Here is a 16,797-nt window from a genome sequence, read left to right as displayed (position 1 = left end):
ACCGGCGTCGGGGAATCCTTCCGTTTCAGTCTGTTCATGACTGAGGCATGAATCCGTGATGCGTGTCAATCTTTTGGCATATAAGGCGCTGAACGCGAAGCGCTCGCCTGAAACAGTTACCGGTGCACTTGCGTCGGCGGAATTTCAGGGAGCCGCAGCGGCGGCTCGCATCCGGGGCCGGCCGGATTTTTGACGCGACCAACCGGGGCCGGCGATTTTCTCCTTCCCGGAGAAGCTGCCCCGAATGGGCGGACGCGGGGACGTGCGAAGCCTGGCGGAGATGCGAACCGCCAAGCAGCGCAACCAATGCCCAGCTACCAATCCCGAATCCCCATTCCCCAATCCCGAACCTCACCTACGCCTACCGCACAGGTCTTAAAATCGCCGCAACTTTTCCCGGGAGCAGCCAGATGATTCGCGAGATTATCCGCATGGGCGACAAGCGCCTGCTGCGCGTGGCGCCACCGGTGACCAACCTGGGCAGCGCCGAGCTGCGCGCGCTGGCGGCCGACATGTTCGAGACCATGGACGATGCGCGCGGCGTTGGCCTGGCCGCACCGCAGATCGCGGTGGATCTGCAGCTGATGGTGTTCGGCTTCGACGCCAGCGAACGCTATCCCGACGCGCCGGCGGTGCCGCGCACCGCGTTGGCGAATGCGCAGATCGAACCGCTGTCGGAGGAAATGGAAAACGGCTGGGAAGGGTGCCTGTCCATTCCCGGCCTGCGTGCCGTCATCCCGCGCTATCGCCACATTCGCTACCGCGGCTTCGCACCCGACGGCAGCCCGATCGAGCGCGAGGCCGAAGGCTTCCACGCACGCGTGGTGCAGCACGAATACGACCATCTGGTCGGCCGCCTGTATCCCTCGCGGATCGAGAACTTCGCCACCTTCGGCTTCGAAGACGTGCTGTCCTACGACCTGTAGGCCATCGGTGCCGCAGCTGCACCCGCATATGACAAGGGCGCCTTGCGGCGCCCTCGTCGTGCTTACTTCAGCGCCTTGAAGCGCAAACGCTTGGGGCCTGCGTCATCGCCCATGCGGCGGCGCTTGTCTTCTTCGTACTCGCGGTAGTTGCCCTGGAAGAACTCCACGTGCGAGTCGCCTTCGAACGCCAGGATATGCGTGGCGATGCGATCCAGGAACCAGCGGTCATGCGAGATCACGAAGGTGTTGCCCGGGAACTCCAGCAGCGCATCTTCCAGCGCACGCAGGGTCTCGATGTCCAGGTCGTTGGAGGGTTCGTCGAGCAGCAGCACGTTGCCGCCCTGCAGCAGGGTCTTGGCCATGTGCAGACGGCCGCGCTCACCACCGGACAGCGAGCCGACCATCTTCTGCTGGTCCTGCCCCTTGAAGTTGAAGCGGCCGATGTAGGCGCGCGACTGGATCTCCACACCGTTGATGTTGAGGATGTCCAGGCCGCCTGCGATCTCCTGGAACACGTTGTGGTTGCCTTCCAGCTTGTCGCGGCTCTGGTCTACGTACGACAGCTGCACGGTCGGGCCGACCACAATCTCGCCGGAATCAGGCTTCTCCGCGCCGGTGATCATCTTGAACAGGGTGGACTTACCGGCACCGTTGGGGCCGATGATGCCGACGATGGCGCCGGGCGGCACGATCATCGACAGATTGTCGATCAGCAGGCGGTCGCCGAACTTCTTGGAGACGTTCTTGAACTCCATCACCGCATTGCCCAGACGCTCGCCCGGCGGGATGAAGATCTCGTTGGTCTCGTTGCGCTTCTGGTAATCCACCGACTGCAGTTCTTCCAGGCGGGCCAGACGCGCCTTGCCCTTGGTACGGCCGCCCTTGGCATTCTGGCGCGACCATTCCAGTTCCTTCTGGATCGCCTTCTGGCGCGACTTTTCCTGGTTGTCTTCCTGCTTGAGGCGCTCGTCCTTCTGGGTCAGCCAGTCGGTGTAGTTGCCCTTCCACGGAATGCCGCGGCCGCGGTCCAGTTCCAGGATCCACTCGGCGGCGTTGTCGAGGAAGTAGCGATCATGCGTGACCGCCACCACGGTGCCGGTGTAGCGCGCCAGGAACTGCTCCAGCCACTCCACCGATTCGGCGTCCAGGTGGTTGGTCGGTTCGTCGAGCAGCAGCATGTCCGGCTTCTGCAGCAGCAGCCGGCACAGCGCCACGCGGCGCTTTTCGCCACCGGACAGCTTGCCGACCACCGCATCCCACGGCGGCAGGCGCAGCGCATCGGCGGCCACGTCCAGCTGGTTTTCCAGGGTGTGCGCATCGCCGGCGGCCAGGATCGCTTCCAGGCGTTCCTGTTCCTTGGCCAGGGCGTCGAAATCGGCGCCTTCCTCGGCATAGGCCAGGTACACCGCATCCAGCGCGGCCTGGGCCTGCAGCACGTCGCCCACGCCTTCCTCGACCGCTTCGCGCACGGTGTGCTCGGGGTTGAGCTGCGGTTCCTGGGCCAGGTAGCCGACCTTGATGCCGGCCTGCGGACGGGCTTCGCCCTCGAAGTCGGTATCCACGCCGGCCATGATCTTCAGCACCGTGGACTTGCCGGCGCCGTTCAGGCCCAGCAGGCCGATCTTGGCGCCCGGGAAAAAGCTCAGCGAGATGTCCTTGATGATCTGCCGCTTGGGCGGCACCACCTTGCTGACGCGGTTCATGGTGTAGATGTATTGCGACATGGGTGCTCCGTGGACGCAGGCAGCCCGCCGGCCGGGGCCGGAGGCAGCGGAAAAGGGATTGCGCCGATTATACGGGCAACCGGACTGACTCGCGGCGGCAATGCGGCAGCTAAACGGCAGCTTACCTCGCACCTGAATGGGCGGTTTCGTAATCGATTCCAGCAGGAATGCGTTAAGGCGGTTAGCGCCTTAATGAAATTGCGACATCGCAGACAGGAGCAATCCCATGAACCGCAAACGCATCGTGACTGTTGTGCTTTCCTCCATCCTGGCGCTGGGTTCCGTGGCCCCGGCAGCGTTTGCCGACGACTGGGGCCACGGCCACGATCGTCGTGGGCATGACCGCGACGATCGCCGCGACCGCGATCGCGACCGCGATCAGCATGGCAATTGGCGCAACGATCGCCGCGACTGGCAGGACGAGCGCCGGGCCGACCGTCGCGATGACCGCCGCTACTACAGCAACGGCTACCGCGAGGGCTATCGCGATGCCCGTTATCAGGACCGTCGCTACGACCGCAACCGGGTCTATGTCTACGATCGCCCCAGCTATTACCGCGCCGGCCCGCCGCCGCGCCCGTACTGGGCCCGCGGCCAGCGCTACCACGGCCCGGTCTACGTGATCAACGACTACGACCGCTACAACCTGCGCCGCCCGCCGTATGGCTACCGTTGGCAGCGCGACAACACCGGCAATCTGCTGCTGGTGGCCATCGCCACCGGTGTGATCGCCGATCTGGTGCTCAACAACTAGGCCACGGCACTGGCCCGGCCCGGCAAGCGGCCAGGGCATCCTGCAAAGGCGCACTCCGGTGCGCCTTTGTCGTTCAAGGGCGGAACGGGCCATTGCATGCGCGGCCCGCGCCAGCGTCGCAATTGGTCACCTGTCCGCGCGGGGGCTTACAATCTGCGCCCCTACTGGCAACAGCTGCCCCGGAGCTCTGCATGTTCTCGCGCGACGTCCGACTGGAAACCTACGACCCCGAACTGGCCAAGGCCATCGCTGCTGAAGCCGGCCGCCAGGAGGATCACGTCGAGCTGATCGCCAGCGAGAACTACTGCAGCCCGCTGGTGATGGAAGCCCAGGGCAGCCAGCTGACCAACAAGTACGCCGAAGGCTATCCGGGCAAGCGCTACTACGGTGGTTGCGAATTCGTCGACATTGCCGAGCAGCTGGCGATCGAGCGCATCAAGCAGGTGTTCGGCGCCGACTATGCGAACGTGCAGCCGCATAGCGGCTCGCAGGCCAACCAGGCGGTGTATCTGGCGCTGCTGCAGCCCGGCGACACCATCCTGGGCATGAGCCTGGCCCATGGCGGCCACCTGACCCACGGCGCCAAGGTCAATGTTTCCGGCAAGCTGTTCAACGCCGTGCAGTACGGCGTCAACGCGCAGGGACTGATCGACTATGACGAAGTCCAGCGTCTGGCCACCGAGCACAAGCCGAAGATGGTCGTGGCCGGCTTCTCTGCGTATTCGCAGAAGATCGACTGGGCGCGCTTCCGCGCCATCGCCGACAGCGTCGGTGCGTATCTGTTCGTGGACATGGCGCACGTGGCCGGCCTGGTCGCCGCCGGCGTGTATCCGAGCCCGCTGGAGCATGCGCACGTGGTCACCTCGACCACCCACAAGACCCTGCGCGGCCCGCGCGGCGGCATCATCGTGGCCAAGGGCGCGAGCGAAGAGCTGCAGAAGAAGCTGCAGTCGATCGTGTTCCCCGGCATCCAGGGCGGCCCGCTGATGCACGTGATCGCGGCCAAGGCGGTGGCGTTCAAGGAAGCGCTGGAGCCGGAATTCAAGACCTACCAGCAGCAGGTGGTCAAGAACGCGCAGGCGATGGCCAACACGCTGATCGCGCGCGGCTACAAGATCGTGTCCGGCGGCACCGAGAATCACCTGATGCTGGTGGACATGATCGGCCGCGACGTCTCGGGCAAGGACGCCGAAGCCGCGCTCGGCAAGGCCCACATCACCGTCAACAAGAACGCGGTGCCCAACGACCCACGCTCGCCGTTCGTCACCTCCGGCCTGCGTCTGGGCACCCCGGCGATCACCACCCGCGGTTACCTGGAGCAGGACAGTGTCGACCTGGCCAACTGGATCGCCGACGTGCTCGACGCCCCCGGCGACGAAGCCGTGCTGGCCAAGGTCCGCGACGCGGTGACTGCGCAGTGCAAGAAGTATCCGGTGTATGGCTGAGGTGCCGGGATTGGTGATTCGGGATTGGGGATGCGCGACAAGCGCGTCCTTGCTCCTGCTGTTGCCAATCCCTAATCCCCACTTCCCAATCTCGGCGACCTGATGCACTGCCCTTTCTGCCAGCACAACGACACCCGCGTGATCGATTCGCGGGTGTCCGAAGACGGGACGACGATTCGTCGTCGCCGCGAGTGCGAGGCGTGCGGCGAGCGTTTCAGTACCCTGGAAACGATCGAACTCAAGCTGCCGACCGTGGTCAAGAGCGATGGCGGGCGCGAGGCGTTCGACGCGCGCAAGCTGCGCACCAGTTTCGACCGCGCGCTGCAAAAGCGCCCGGTGTCCGAAGAGCAGATCGAAGCGGCGGTGCGCGCGGTGGTGCATCAGTTGCGCATGTCCGGCGAGCGCGAGGTTGGCTCGCTGCGTGTCGGCGAATACGTCATGGTCGAGCTGCGCAAGCTCGATCACGTGGGCTATGTGCGCTTCGCCTCGGTGTACCGCAGCTTTCAGGACGTGGCCGATTTCCGCGAGGAAATCGAAAAGCTCGAGCGCGAGCTACCGGTCGGCATCGAGCAATTGCCGTTGCTGGAAGCGGCCCTGGAGCGCGCCGGCAAGCCCGGCAAGCGGTGAGCGCGATGCGCATCGCCTGCGTGGCCGACACGCCGCAGCTGCTGCCCGCGATCGCGCAGGCGCATCTGCAGGCCTTCGGCAGTCTGTTGCCGGACTGGAACTTCGACGCGGCCTTGAGCGAGTTGCGCAGCCACACCCGCGACGGGGTGATCCCGATCACGTGGGTGGCGCTCGATCAGGCGCAGTGGCTCGGGTCGGTCAGCCTGCTGGACAACGACGATGCGCGCATTCGCCAATGGTCGCCATGGCTGGCGTCGCTGTACGTGCAGCCGCAGGCGCGCGGGCAGGGCATCGGCGAGGCGCTGGTGACGCACTGCGTGCAGGCGGCCGCGCGCATGGGCGTGCCGGCGTTGTATCTGTATTGCCAGCCAGTGCTGTTGCCGTTTTATCAGCGGCTGGGCTGGCATACGCATGCAGAATTACTGCTGGGGCCGATGCAGATCGTGGTGATGTGTATCGAACCGCAAGCGGCGCCGCAATGAGCGCAACGGCCGACGATCACCGCTGGATGGCGCAGGCATTGCGCCTGGCCGAGCGCGGCGCCTGCACCACCCGCCCCAATCCGATGGTTGGCTGCGTGATCGTGCGCGATGGCGTGTGCGTGGGCGAAGGCTTTCATCAACGTGCCGGTGGCCCGCATGCGGAAGTGTTCGCGCTGCGCGCGGCCGGCGCGCAGGCGCGCGGCGCCACCGCTTACGTGACGCTGGAGCCGTGTGCGCACTACGGACGCACGCCGCCCTGTGCGCTGGCCCTGATCGATGCAGGCGTGGCGCGTGTGGTCGCGGCGATGGCCGACCCGTTTCCGCAGGTCAACGGCGGCGGGTTTGCGCTGCTGCGCGCGGCCGGGATCGAGGTGCTCAGCGGCGTCCTGCAAACACAGGCGCGCGCGCTCAACCAGGGATTTCTGTCGCGGGTGGAGCGGGGCAGGCCATGGCTGCGGGTCAAGCTCGGCGCCAGCATGGATGGACGTACTGCGCTGGCCAGCGGTGAGTCCAAATGGATCACCGGAAGTGACGCGCGCGCGGATGTGCAGCGCTGGCGTGCGCGTGCGGGCGCGATCCTCACGGGTGCGGGCACGGTGCTGGCCGACGACCCCTCCATGACGGTGCGGTTGGGCGAGGACACGCCGTTCGTGCCGCCGCTGCGCGTGGTGCTTGATGCCGGGCTGCGAACGTTGGCGTGCAGGAACATGCGTCAGGGCGATGCGCCAACGCTGTATCTGCATGGCGAGGATGTGGCCGCGCCGGCACTGGACGATGCGCAGTTCCTTGCGATGCCGTTACATGCCGGCCGCTTCGACCTGGCGGCGGTGTTGGCCCTGCTTGGCGAGCGCGGCATCAACGAGGTGCATGTGGAAGCCGGCGCAACGCTGGGCGGTGCGCTGCTGCAGGCCGGGCTGGTCGACGAACTGTTGGTCTACATGGCACCGGTACTGCTGGGCGACACCGCCAGGCCGCTGCTGGCGGGGCTTGGCATCGAGACGATGGCGCAGCGCGCTGCGTTGCAGCTGCTGGATGTGCGCCAGCTGGGTCAGGATCTGCGTCTGCGCTATGCGCCGGTCGCTGCCGGGTGAGCGCTGCATGGCGTGCGCGATGCAGCGCGGCTGTGCTGTTGCGCGCATGAAAAAGGCCCCGCATGCGGGGCCTTGGTATCTCTGCGCGACGCGTCGATCAGAAGCTTGCGCGCACGCCGACCTTGTACTGGTTGGCGTTGTCGACGAACTGCGCTTCGGCAACCAGGCCCCAGGTGCGGGTGAAGTTGACCTGACCACCCAGGGTGCCGACAAACTCGCCTTCGTCCACGTCGCTGCCGTCGATGTAGCCGGCCTTGATCCAGGCTTCGGTCCGTGGCGAGGGCTTGCCGCGCAGGCCCAGGTTGGCGAAGCCCAGGTTGGTCGAGTCGGACGCGTTGTCGATCGAACGGCCGCGCAGGCGCAGATCGGATTCGACCTTGGTGCGCAGCACGCTGATGTCGGCGGTGAACTCCACGCGCTCGGTCATTTCCTGGCGGTAACCGATACCCACGGTGGCCTGCTGCAGGGTGCCGTCGATCACGAAGCCGCTGCCGAGGTTGTAGTCCTTGGTGGCACGCTCGTAGCTGGCCAGCAGGTACACCGGCTGGGCAATCTGCCATGAGCCGCGGATGTAGCCGCCGTCGATGTCGTCCGATTCGTCGTTGACGTTGATTTCGGTCCGGTTCCAGCCGCCTTCGACATAGGAATAGCTCAGGCCTTCGGCCGAGGCGGCAAACGGTGCGGCGGCCAGCAGGGCAGCCAGAATCAGGGTGTTACGCATTGGATGTCTCTCTCCGAATTGATGTCCGTGTCTCCGTCCCGTTGCGGGATGGAAAAAGCGACGTCTCCCGTCGCGGCGCGTAAATTAACAGATCCTTCACAATCCTGGCTATGGGGGATTTCCCGACATGACGCAGTGTCCTGCCAGCCTGCGCTCACACTTGGCCATCGCGCCGATGTGCCCTGTTAGACTTTGCACGCCGGTTCGCCGGTACTCACAAACGTCTTCAGGGCGGGGTGCGATTCCCCACCGGCGGTAGGCATGCGCAAGCATGCGAGCCCGCGAGCGCTTGCACTCCAGGGTTGAGCGGACCAACGCGACACCCCCGCTGGGCAAGGTCAGCAGATCCGGTGCGATGCCGGGGCCGACGGTATAGTCCGGATGAAAGAAGACGGCCAACGCGTAGCCTTGCGGCTGCGCGCGCGCCTGTTTGCCTTGTGGCGTTTTTCGCTCAACTCCTGCGAGAAACGACTATGTCCATGCGTCACCCGTCGCGCTGCGTCGCGATCTTCTACCGCACTCCGTCCGTGCTGTCGTCATCAACGACGGAGGTGCGCTGATGTTTACCGGAATCATCGAAGGCGTCGGCCGTCTGGCGGCGCGCCAGCCGCAAGGTGGCGATGTGCGTTTCACCTTCGCCACCGGCAGCCTGCCGTTCGAAGCGGTGCAATTGGGCGAGAGCATCGCGGTCAACGGCGTGTGCCTGACCGTGATCGCCTTCGATGCCGGCAGCTTCCAGGCCGATGCCTCCACCGAAACCCTGTCGCTGACCACGTTGGGCGCCTTGCCGGAAGGCGCGGTGCTCAATCTGGAGCGCGCGATGCGCCCGACCGACCGCCTCGGCGGGCATCTGGTCAGCGGGCATGTCGACGGTCTGGGCCAGGTGCAGTCGGTGCATGGCGATGCGCGTGCGCAGCGTTGGCGGTTTGCCGCCCCGCCGGGGGTATTGCGCTATGTCGCCAAGAAGGGCTCGATCTGCGTGGACGGGGTCAGCCTGACCGTCAACGACGTGGACGAGGACGGCTTCGAAGTCGCGTTGATTCCGCACACGGTGGCCAACACCGCGTTTGCGCAGACCGCGGTTGGCGCGGCGGTGAATCTGGAGATCGATCTGGTGGCGCGTTATGTCGAACGCCTGCTCGGCACGCGGGGTGCGGCATGAATTTCGCACCCGTTCCGGAATTGATCGAGGAACTGCGCGCCGGCCGCATGGTGGTGATCGTCGATGACGAGGACCGCGAGAACGAAGGCGATCTGATCATGGCCGCCGAGCTGGTCAAGCCGTCGGACATCAACTTCATGGTGACCCACGCGCGCGGGCTGGTGTGTCTGTCGCTGACCCGCGAGCGCTGTGCGCAGCTCGGCCTGGCGCCGATGGTGCGCAACAACACCGCGCAGTTCCAGACCAACTTCACCGTCAGCATCGAGGCGGCCGAAGGCGTGACCACCGGCATCTCCGCCTACGACCGCGCGCACACCGTGCGCACCGCGGTGCGGCCGGATGCCAAGCCGCAGGATCTGAGCCAGCCGGGGCATATTTTCCCGTTGATCTCGCAGCCCGGCGGCGTGCTCACCCGCGCCGGCCACACCGAGGCGGCCAGCGACCTGCCGATGCTGGCCGGGCTGGAACCGGCCGGCGTGCTGGTGGAAGTGCTCAACCCGGATGGCAGCATGGCGCGGCGTCCGCAGCTGGAAGTGTTCGCGCGCGAGCACGGGCTGAAGATGGGGTCGATCGCCGACCTGATCGCCTATCGCCTGGCCAACGAGCACACCGTCGAGCGCGTTGACGAACGTGAGATCAGTACCGAGTTCGGCCCGTTCACGCTGGTAACCTACCGCGACCGCATCGCGCACGATCTGCATTTTGCGCTGGTGCGCGGCACTGCCGATCCGCACACACCGACGCTGGTGCGCGTGCAGGTGGAAAACCCGCTGGCCGACCTGCTGCATTGGCAGCGCGATGACTTCGGTGTGCCGGCCACCGATGCCTTGCGTGCGATCGCCGCCGAAGGGCAGGGCGTGATGGTGGTGCTGTCGGCACCGCGCGACAGCGAATCCTTGCTGGCGCGGCTGCGCCAGCAACCGGAAGCGGCCACAAACGCCAAGGACGTCAGCCAGTGGCGGCGCAACGGGGCCGGCGCGCAGATCCTGGCCGAATTGGGCCTGGGCAAGCTGCGCGTGCTGGGCACGCCGCGGCGTCAGGTGGGCCTGGCCGGGTTCGGGCTGGAGGTGGTGGAGTACCTCGAATGCCACCCCGGCGCAGGCGTGCGCTCGGTGCCGGCGGCCGCGCTGCCCTGAGACACGCTGGCGGCCTGGAGTCGCCGCTGTCCGGTGGTTGGCGGACGCGCCGCAGGAACCGCGCTGGTCGAGCGGTTCGCGCGGTTGTCGCGCATCGACCACGCCAGCTGCGCGCCGCACCAGCCTGTGCTGCGCGCTCCCAAATCGTTTCCTGACGACATGGCCGGGGCTGCTTCGGCAGCCCGGCCGGCACGCACCGGCCGGGCCAGGCCCCGGCAGCTGTTAAACTTGCCGCCCCCTCGAGTTGCCGACCCGCATGACCCACTACGAAGGCGATCTCCGCCCCACCACCGCGCGCTTTGCGATCGTCGCCAGCCGCTGGAATGCCCGCATCACCGACGCGCTGGTCACCGGTGCGCGCCAGAGCCTGGCCGGCAACGGCATCGGCGAGGACGCCATCGACGTGGTCCGCGTGCCGGGCGCCTGGGAAATTCCGATCGCCGCCAACCGCCTGGGGCAATCCGGCCAGCATGCGGCGATCATCGCGCTGGGCTGCGTGATCCGCGGCGACACCCGCCACTACGAACACGTTGCCGACCTGTGCGCCGAAGGCCTGATGAGCGTGCAGTTGCAGACCGGCGTCCCGGTGCTCAACGGCGTGCTGGCGGTCGAGCGTGTGGAAGATGCCGAGGCGCGTGCCGGCGGCAGCCATGGCAACAAGGGCGAAGAATGCGCGCTTGCGGCATTGGAACTGGTCAATTTGATGGAGTTGTTGCCATGAGCAAGTCCGGTGGACACGCCCGCCACGTCCGTCGCGACGGCATCGACCCGGTGCTGCGTTCGCGCGCGCGCCGGCGTGCCTTGCAGGCGGTATATGCCTGGCAGATTTCCGGCGGGTTCGCCAAGCAGGTGATCTCCCAGTTTGCGCACGAGCAGGCGCACGAAGTGGCCGATCAGGCCTATTTCGAAAACCTGGTCGAAGGCGTGCTGAGCAACCGTGCCGAGCTCGACACCGCGCTGACGCCGTATCTGGATCGCGGCGTGGAAGAGGTCGACGCGATCGAACGCGCGGTGCTGCGCCTGGCCGCCTACGAACTGCTGTATCGCCAGGACGTGCCGTACCGCGTGGTGATCAACGAAGCGATCGAAACCGCCAAGCGCTTCGGCTCCGAGCATGGCCACACCTACGTCAATGGCGTGCTGGATCGCGCCTCTGTCGAGTGGCGCAAGCTGGAATCGGGCGCCAGCGGCGCCAGCGGCGCCTGAGGCGCCGCGGGAATGGGGAGTCGGGAATGGGGAATTGTAAGAGCACCATCTCCGATATCTCCTGATGTGCTTTTGCGATTCCCGATTCCCGATTCCCTTCTCCCGATTCCCGTCCCCATGCCCGAATTCGATCTGATTGCCCGCTTGCGCGCGCGCATCGCGGCGCGTGCGGATGTGCCGCTGGGGATTGGCGACGATGCGGCATTGCTGCAGCCGCCGCCAGGCGAGCAGCTGGCGATCACTGCCGATACGCTCAATGCGGGCGTGCATTTCCCGCACGAGACGCGTGCCGAGGATCTGGGCTGGAAGACGCTGGCGGTCAATCTGTCCGATCTGGCCGCGATGGGTGCGCAACCGCGCTGGTGCACCTTGTCGCTGTCGTTGCCGCACGACGATGTCGAGTGGGTCGATGCGTTCGCCGATGGATTTTTTGCACTGGCCGATGCGCATGCCATTGCGCTGGTCGGTGGCGACACCACGCGCGGGCCGTTGGCGTGTGCAGTGACTGCGATCGGTAGCCTGCCGCCGGGTGCGGCGCTGCGTCGCGATGGTGCGCGTGTGGGCGACGATGTGTGGGTGACCGGCGCGCCGGGCGAGGCGGCGGCGGCGTTGTCGCTGTGGCAAGCCGGCCAGCTGGACGTGACCTGTGCGGCGGCCGACCCCTTGCACGAACTTTGGCGCGGTCGCCTGTTGCGCCCGCAGCCGCGTGTGCAGGCCGGGCTGCGCTTGCGCGGGCTTGCGCATGCCTGTGTGGACGTCTCCGACGGCTTGCTGGCCGATCTGGGCCATCTGTGCGAACGCAGCGGCGTGGGCGCGCAGCTGGCGCTGGCGGCACTGCCGGCGATGCCGTGCAGCACCGGGATCAGCGCGCTGCAATGCATCGGCTGGCAACTCGGCGGCGGCGACGACTACGAGCTGTGCTTCACCGCCGCCGTGCAACACCGCGACGCGGTGGTGCAGGCGATGGACTTCGCCGGCGTCGCGGCGACGCGCATCGGCCAGATCGTCGCCACGCCGGGGGTGGTGGTCCACGACGCCGACGGCAACCCGTGGCAGCCGCCGCGGCGCGGGTATCAGCATTTCGTCGGCTGAGCTGAGCGCGCGGGAGGCGTTGCGCAAGCGTGCTGCATCGCAGCCAACGTCTGCGGGTCTGGAGCGGCCAGGCGATAAGCGCACGCTGTTTCCAGTTGCGAGCCGGCGATTGCGATGCGCACGCACCCGCCTCCCGCCTCCCGCCTCCCGCCTCCCGAATCCCGATTCCCGATTCCCGAATCCCGAATCCCGAATCCCGAATCCCAAATCCCAAATCCCAAATCCCAAATCCCAAATCCCAAATCCCAAATCCCAAATCCCAAATCCCAAATCCCAAATCCCGATTCCCGATTCCCGATTCCCGCCCCTTGAGCCATACCGTACCGTCTGGTACGTTCGCGACGTTCTCCCCCGAACCACGGATGCATGGCAGTTGCCGCTGGGCCATCCCGGCCTGGCCTTGCGTGGGAGAGATCCGCATGAACAAGCATTGGATCGGAGGCATCGCCGCCTTGGCGTTGCTGGTGGCATCGGCGTCGGCGGTGGCGGGCGCTTTCAGCAAGACCTACGAACGGATTCCCGGCTGGGATGGTGCGCCGATGGGCGCGCTGGTGCTGGTGCCGCAGGGGCAGGGCAGCGGGCCGTTTCCGTTGATCGTGATGCCGGCCAGCTGGTCGTTGCCGAATCTGGAATACCTTGGACGCGCGACCCAGCTGGCCAGCGATGGCTACGTGGTCGTCAGCTACACCTCGCGCGGGTTCTGGGATTCGGCCGGGCAGATCGATATTGCCGGCGCCGACACGGTGGAAGACGTCAGCGCGGTGATCGACTGGGCGCTGGCACATACGCCGGCCAATGCGAATGCGATCGGTGCATCGGGCATCTCCTACGGGGCGGGCATCAGCCTGTTGGCGGCCGAGCGCGATCCGCGCATCAAGGCCGTGGCTGCGCTCAGCGGCTGGGCCGATCTGGAAGCGTCGCTGTATTCCAATCGCACCGTCAGCCAGCAAGGCGTCGGGCTGTTGGTCGGTGCAGGCGCGTTGACCGGACGTCCCGGCCCGGATCTGGCGCAGATCAGCACCCGGGTTGCAGTTGGCGACTACGACGGTGCAGTGCAGGGCTTCCTGCCGCAGGCCGCGTCGCGCAGCCCGGCAAGCGATGTGGCCGCGCTCAATGCGCGTGGTACCGCGGTGCTGCTGGGCAATGCCTTCAACGACGGCCTGTTTCCGCCGAACCAGACGATCGCGTTCTTCAACCAGCTGCGCGGACCCAAGCAGTTGCTGCTCAGCCAGGGCGACCACGCCACCGCAGAATTGCCGGGCGCGCTAGGCCTGCCCAACGAGGTCTATACGGCGGCCACGCGCTGGTTCGATCGTCATCTCAAGCAGCTGCGTAACGGCGTGGACAGCGAAGCACCGGTGCGGTTGTCGCCGCGTGCCGGGCAATGGCTGGAGTACGCGGACTGGGCGTCGGTGCAACAGGGAAGCACGCGGCTGGGGTTATCCGCACCGGCCGGGTTGCTCAGCCCCACCGGCGGCTTGATCGGCGGCACCGCCAGCGGATGGCAGTCGCGCATTGCCACCGATGTGCCGACGTTGGCCGACTCGGGCGTGGTACTGGTCAGTGGTCTGTTGCAGGGCATCGGTGTGCCGGTCACCACGTCGATTCCGTTGGTCAATCGCATCGGCGCGGCAGTGTGGGTGGGTGCGCCGTCGAGCACGCCACGGCGGCTGGCCGGCAGTCCATCGTTGCGCGTGACCGTGGTACCCAGCCAATCGGAAGTGAGCCTGTTCGCGTATCTGTATCGCATGGACGCATTCGGCGTGGCGCAACTGATCACGCATGCACCGTACACGCTACGCGGCACCACGGCAGGCCGCGCAGTGACGCTGGATTGGCCACTGCAAGCGGCTGCTGCGGAGATTCCGGCAGGGCAGCGCCTGGTGCTGGTGATCGACACGCGCGATGTGCGCTACACCGATGCCAGCGATGGCGGCGGCACGGTGACGTTTACGTCGCCGACGGCAACGCCATCGGTATTGAACGTGCCGCTGCGATAACGCTGCACTGAGCTAACGATGCGGTGAGGTGTGGGCCGCGTGCATCAGGGCTGCGGCTTGGTTGCGGAGCTTTTGCCTGCCCACCATCGCGGGAGACGCCGCAAGTCCGTCCTTGTCGGCGCTTGCGCGGCATCCATGCCGCTTGAGGTCCCGCGACGGCGGGCGGGCAAGGACCGGTCGAGATGATCGGCGTGCGTGGTTGCCAGCAGTGCATGATGTGTCCCGCGAGCGGTAAGGACACCGCGCCCTCGATCAACCGGGCGTTTGACCGCCTTGCGTGAACGACGCCGCGACTAGGAGTTTATGTCTTGGTGTCTGCGCTTGGTGTCCGCTTTCGGCCACATGCGCCTGTAGGCAGCGTCGCTTCCTCATCGCGGTGATCGGCCAGCCCCATTTCGCCGATGCGCATGCCGATCGGCAATACGCTGACGTTGTTGCGTTGAATGAACATCGCGCGATGGGAGCCTGGCGCCCGGCCATCAGGGACGCCCGATGCCTGCGAAGAGGGCGTGGGGCAAGCAGCCGCAGGTGCGGCAGAGACACAGACCGCAGCCATGTGGCTCTGCACCATTTGCGTCCACCGTACCGTCATGCAGATGACCGATACATCCTGTCACGCTGCCGGTTGGGTCGCGAACTGAGGATCTGCGCACGCTTCGGTTGGCGGATGGCGCCCGCTATCGCAGATGACGAGCCAGGCCTGTCGCAATTGCTATAGCTCCCGATACAAGGCCGCTGCTAGGGTCCAACGCGACCGCTGCAAAGCGGCTCTCGACGCTGCCGCACCGGCATCGCCGCGCTGAATCCATACGGAGAGAGTCACCATGCAAAACAGCCAATCCCGCACCCTCACCCAGACCGGCACACCGGCGCCGCCGACACGGCGGCCCGCATCGCGCTGGTGGAAGGCTGCACTGGCCGTGGGTCTGGTCGCGCTGGCGCCAGCGGCGCTGGCCGGTCCCTACAAGGTCTTCGGCAACCACTATGCGTGGGTCAATAATTTCAACGATCCCAACAACATCATCCAGGGCACGTTCGGCACCGGCAGCACCCCCGAGCTGACCGTCACCTTCAACTTCGCCGACTACAACCTCTACGGCTATCCGGCGATCGTGCGCGGCTGGCACTACGACTGGAACCCGACCAGCGATACGCTGTTTCCGCGGCAGATTTCCTCCTTGAGCAAAATCCCGCTCAAGTTCACCTACAGCGCGGGCGGAACCAATCTCGCGGGCGATTTTGCCTATGACATCTTCTTCCGCTGGGATACCGCCAAGGGCAACCCGCAGCTGGAAGTCATGATCTGGGGCGACCACAACTCCTGGCCGATCGGCACACTGACTGCCAGCAAGGTGATCACCGCAGGCGGGCGCACCTTCGACCTGTGGGAGGGCTTCAACTCCGGTGCCGGCTACTACGTCTACACCTTCATCCCGACCGGCACTGCCGGGCAGGCCACGCTCAAGACCAGCGGCAGCCTGAACGTGGACGCCAAGCCCTTCCTCAACTGGTTGCAGACCAACCGATCCAAGGATGGGCGCTACAACAACAGCATGTATCTGCATGCAGCCGAAGCCGGTTTCGAAGTGGTACGCGGCAACGGCTGGGCCAAGGTGAGCGCGACGTTGGACGCGCAGTAAGCGCAGCGCCAATCGGCCGCATGGCTGAGCGTGCGCGGTTGGCATCGGAGACCGGCGTGCAGCACGACGCACGCCGGTACCGCTTCGCCTGCGATGGCCGACAATCGTCGAAGATCGCACGACGACGCCAGCCACCGACGGCTACGTTCCGCATCAGGTGTGCAAGATCGCCTGCTTGAGCATTCACCACCGCCATGACTTCTGCCATGCGCGTGAGGCGATTCTGAAACACAGCGCAGGGCACGCTTCGTCTGCGCTGCGGAGGTATCCGGAAAGCAGTCAGGGCATTGCGATGCGCCAGTCGGGCACTGCGGTCTTATCGATCAGCGCGACTGCGGGTGTCGGGGCAGCATCAGCGCAGCGCATCGCGCGCCGAGGCGATGGCGGCCATCCACTGGTCGCGTTTGCCGATCACGAACCGGTGTTCGCCGCCCTGGTGCAACTGCACCGCCAGCGATGTCGGCGCCACCGGCAGCAGGCCGAACAGGCGCGTCCAGCGTGGTTGCACGGTCGCGACCTGGGTCAGGTGCACGGTCAGCGACCGGGTCTGCAGGTTGTAGGGATGCGGCTGGAAGTGCAGCGCATCGGCGGTCAGGATCAGCCGCCCGCCGACCGCCTCAAGCCCGCGCAGCAGATTGGCCGGCGCCTGGCGCAACACGACCCGATCGATCGAGCGCAAGCCGCTTCCTTGAAACAGCGAAGTCACTGCGATGCAGGGTGGGCGCGGGCACGCCATTGCTGCCATTGCCCAGACAGGGCGCCAACGCTGTCGATCAGTGCCGATGAGCAGA

The 16,797-nt window shown here is 66.2% G+C and carries 16 protein-coding genes, 1 pseudogene and 1 riboswitch; of the genes and pseudogenes, 13 read left to right on the top strand and 4 right to left on the bottom strand.

Annotated features, from left to right (window positions below):
- The first annotated feature begins 410 nt into the window (after positions 1–410).
- Entirely contained in the window at positions 411–926 is a 516-nt protein-coding gene (gene def / locus XarjCFBP7645_RS03875; RefSeq protein ID WP_104536288.1) for a peptide deformylase, read from the top strand.
- Between the two features lie 62 nt (positions 927–988).
- Here def and ettA read toward each other — a convergent pair whose 3' ends face one another.
- The gene (gene ettA, locus XarjCFBP7645_RS03870; RefSeq protein ID WP_024940592.1) at positions 989–2,650 is read right to left on the bottom strand and encodes an energy-dependent translational throttle protein EttA; all 1,662 of its coding nucleotides are present in this window, start codon (positions 2,648–2,650) and stop codon (positions 989–991) included.
- 226 nt (positions 2,651–2,876) lie between these two features.
- Here ettA and XarjCFBP7645_RS03865 point away from each other — a divergent pair, with 226 nt between their 5' ends.
- The 5 genes from XarjCFBP7645_RS03865 (at position 2,877) to ribD (ending at position 7,049) form a co-directional block, all read left to right on the top strand.
- Positions 2,877–3,404, top strand: a complete 528-nt coding sequence (locus XarjCFBP7645_RS03865; protein ID WP_104536287.1) for an RcnB family protein — start codon at positions 2,877–2,879, stop codon at positions 3,402–3,404.
- Between the two features lie 191 nt (positions 3,405–3,595).
- Complete coding sequence (gene glyA, locus XarjCFBP7645_RS03860) at positions 3,596–4,849, top strand: serine hydroxymethyltransferase (protein WP_104536286.1); 1,254 nt, start codon at positions 3,596–3,598, stop codon at positions 4,847–4,849.
- 102 nt (positions 4,850–4,951) lie between these two features.
- Positions 4,952–5,476, top strand: coding sequence for a transcriptional regulator NrdR (nrdR, locus tag XarjCFBP7645_RS03855; protein ID WP_006453216.1), 525 nt, complete (start codon positions 4,952–4,954; stop codon positions 5,474–5,476).
- Between the two features lie 5 nt (positions 5,477–5,481).
- A complete protein-coding gene (locus XarjCFBP7645_RS03850) occupies positions 5,482–5,958 on the top strand; it encodes a GNAT family N-acetyltransferase (RefSeq protein ID WP_104536740.1) in 477 nt (158 codons plus the stop codon).
- Positions 5,955–7,049 carry a bifunctional diaminohydroxyphosphoribosylaminopyrimidine deaminase/5-amino-6-(5-phosphoribosylamino)uracil reductase RibD gene (gene ribD / locus XarjCFBP7645_RS03845; RefSeq protein ID WP_104536285.1) on the top strand — a complete coding sequence of 365 codons (1,095 nt, stop codon included), beginning with the start codon at positions 5,955–5,957 and terminating at the stop codon, positions 7,047–7,049. Before XarjCFBP7645_RS03850 ends, ribD begins: the two co-directional genes overlap by 4 nt.
- Positions 7,050–7,146: 97 nt before the next feature.
- Here the strand turns inward: ribD and XarjCFBP7645_RS03840 are convergent, their stop codons facing one another.
- Positions 7,147–7,770, bottom strand: a complete 624-nt coding sequence (locus tag XarjCFBP7645_RS03840) for a hypothetical protein (RefSeq protein ID WP_104536284.1) — start codon at positions 7,768–7,770, stop codon at positions 7,147–7,149.
- 218 nt (positions 7,771–7,988) lie between these two features.
- Positions 7,989–8,167, top strand: a riboswitch (FMN riboswitch).
- A 162-nt stretch (positions 8,168–8,329) separates the two neighbouring features.
- Between XarjCFBP7645_RS03840 and XarjCFBP7645_RS03835 the strand changes: the two genes are divergently transcribed.
- From XarjCFBP7645_RS03835 to XarjCFBP7645_RS03800, 6 genes are all read left to right on the top strand, one after another.
- Entirely contained in the window at positions 8,330–8,932 is a 603-nt protein-coding gene (locus XarjCFBP7645_RS03835; protein ID WP_104536283.1) for a riboflavin synthase, read from the top strand.
- Positions 8,929–10,068, top strand: a complete 1,140-nt coding sequence (ribB, locus tag XarjCFBP7645_RS03830; RefSeq protein ID WP_047130648.1) for a 3,4-dihydroxy-2-butanone-4-phosphate synthase — start codon at positions 8,929–8,931, stop codon at positions 10,066–10,068. Before XarjCFBP7645_RS03835 ends, ribB begins: the two co-directional genes overlap by 4 nt.
- 256 nt (positions 10,069–10,324) lie before the next feature.
- Positions 10,325–10,789, top strand: a complete 465-nt coding sequence (ribH, locus tag XarjCFBP7645_RS03825) for a 6,7-dimethyl-8-ribityllumazine synthase (RefSeq protein WP_053045801.1) — start codon at positions 10,325–10,327, stop codon at positions 10,787–10,789.
- Entirely contained in the window at positions 10,786–11,274 is a 489-nt protein-coding gene (gene nusB, locus XarjCFBP7645_RS03820) for a transcription antitermination factor NusB (RefSeq protein WP_053045799.1), read from the top strand. Before ribH ends, nusB begins: the two co-directional genes overlap by 4 nt.
- A 117-nt stretch (positions 11,275–11,391) precedes the next feature.
- The gene (gene thiL / locus XarjCFBP7645_RS03815) at positions 11,392–12,366 is read left to right on the top strand and encodes a thiamine-phosphate kinase (RefSeq protein ID WP_104536282.1); all 975 of its coding nucleotides are present in this window, start codon (positions 11,392–11,394) and stop codon (positions 12,364–12,366) included.
- Between the two features lie 419 nt (positions 12,367–12,785).
- Positions 12,786–14,366 carry a CocE/NonD family hydrolase gene (locus XarjCFBP7645_RS03800; protein WP_104536280.1) on the top strand — a complete coding sequence of 527 codons (1,581 nt, stop codon included), beginning with the start codon at positions 12,786–12,788 and terminating at the stop codon, positions 14,364–14,366.
- Between the two features lie 312 nt (positions 14,367–14,678).
- On the opposite strand, the pseudogene XarjCFBP7645_RS03795 reads toward XarjCFBP7645_RS03800, so the two are convergent.
- Positions 14,679–14,817 (bottom strand): annotated as a pseudogene (locus tag XarjCFBP7645_RS03795) (DegV family protein); the annotation flags it as partial.
- A 373-nt stretch (positions 14,818–15,190) separates the two neighbouring features.
- On the opposite strand from XarjCFBP7645_RS03795, the gene XarjCFBP7645_RS03790 reads away from it, so the two are divergent.
- Positions 15,191–16,006, top strand: a complete 816-nt coding sequence (locus XarjCFBP7645_RS03790) for a GH12 family glycosyl hydrolase domain-containing protein (RefSeq protein WP_104536279.1) — start codon at positions 15,191–15,193, stop codon at positions 16,004–16,006.
- Positions 16,007–16,358: 352 nt separating this feature from the next.
- Here the strand turns inward: XarjCFBP7645_RS03790 and XarjCFBP7645_RS03785 are convergent, their stop codons facing one another.
- A complete protein-coding gene (locus tag XarjCFBP7645_RS03785; protein ID WP_181126166.1) occupies positions 16,359–16,685 on the bottom strand; it encodes a hypothetical protein in 327 nt (108 codons plus the stop codon).
- Positions 16,686–16,797 lie beyond the last annotated feature (112 nt).

This window comes from Xanthomonas arboricola, assembly GCF_002940665.1.
GTDB lineage: Bacteria > Pseudomonadota > Gammaproteobacteria > Xanthomonadales > Xanthomonadaceae > Xanthomonas > Xanthomonas arboricola_B.
Note: the sequence above shows the minus strand (reverse complement) of the source record. Positions and strands in the feature narration are given on the sequence as shown.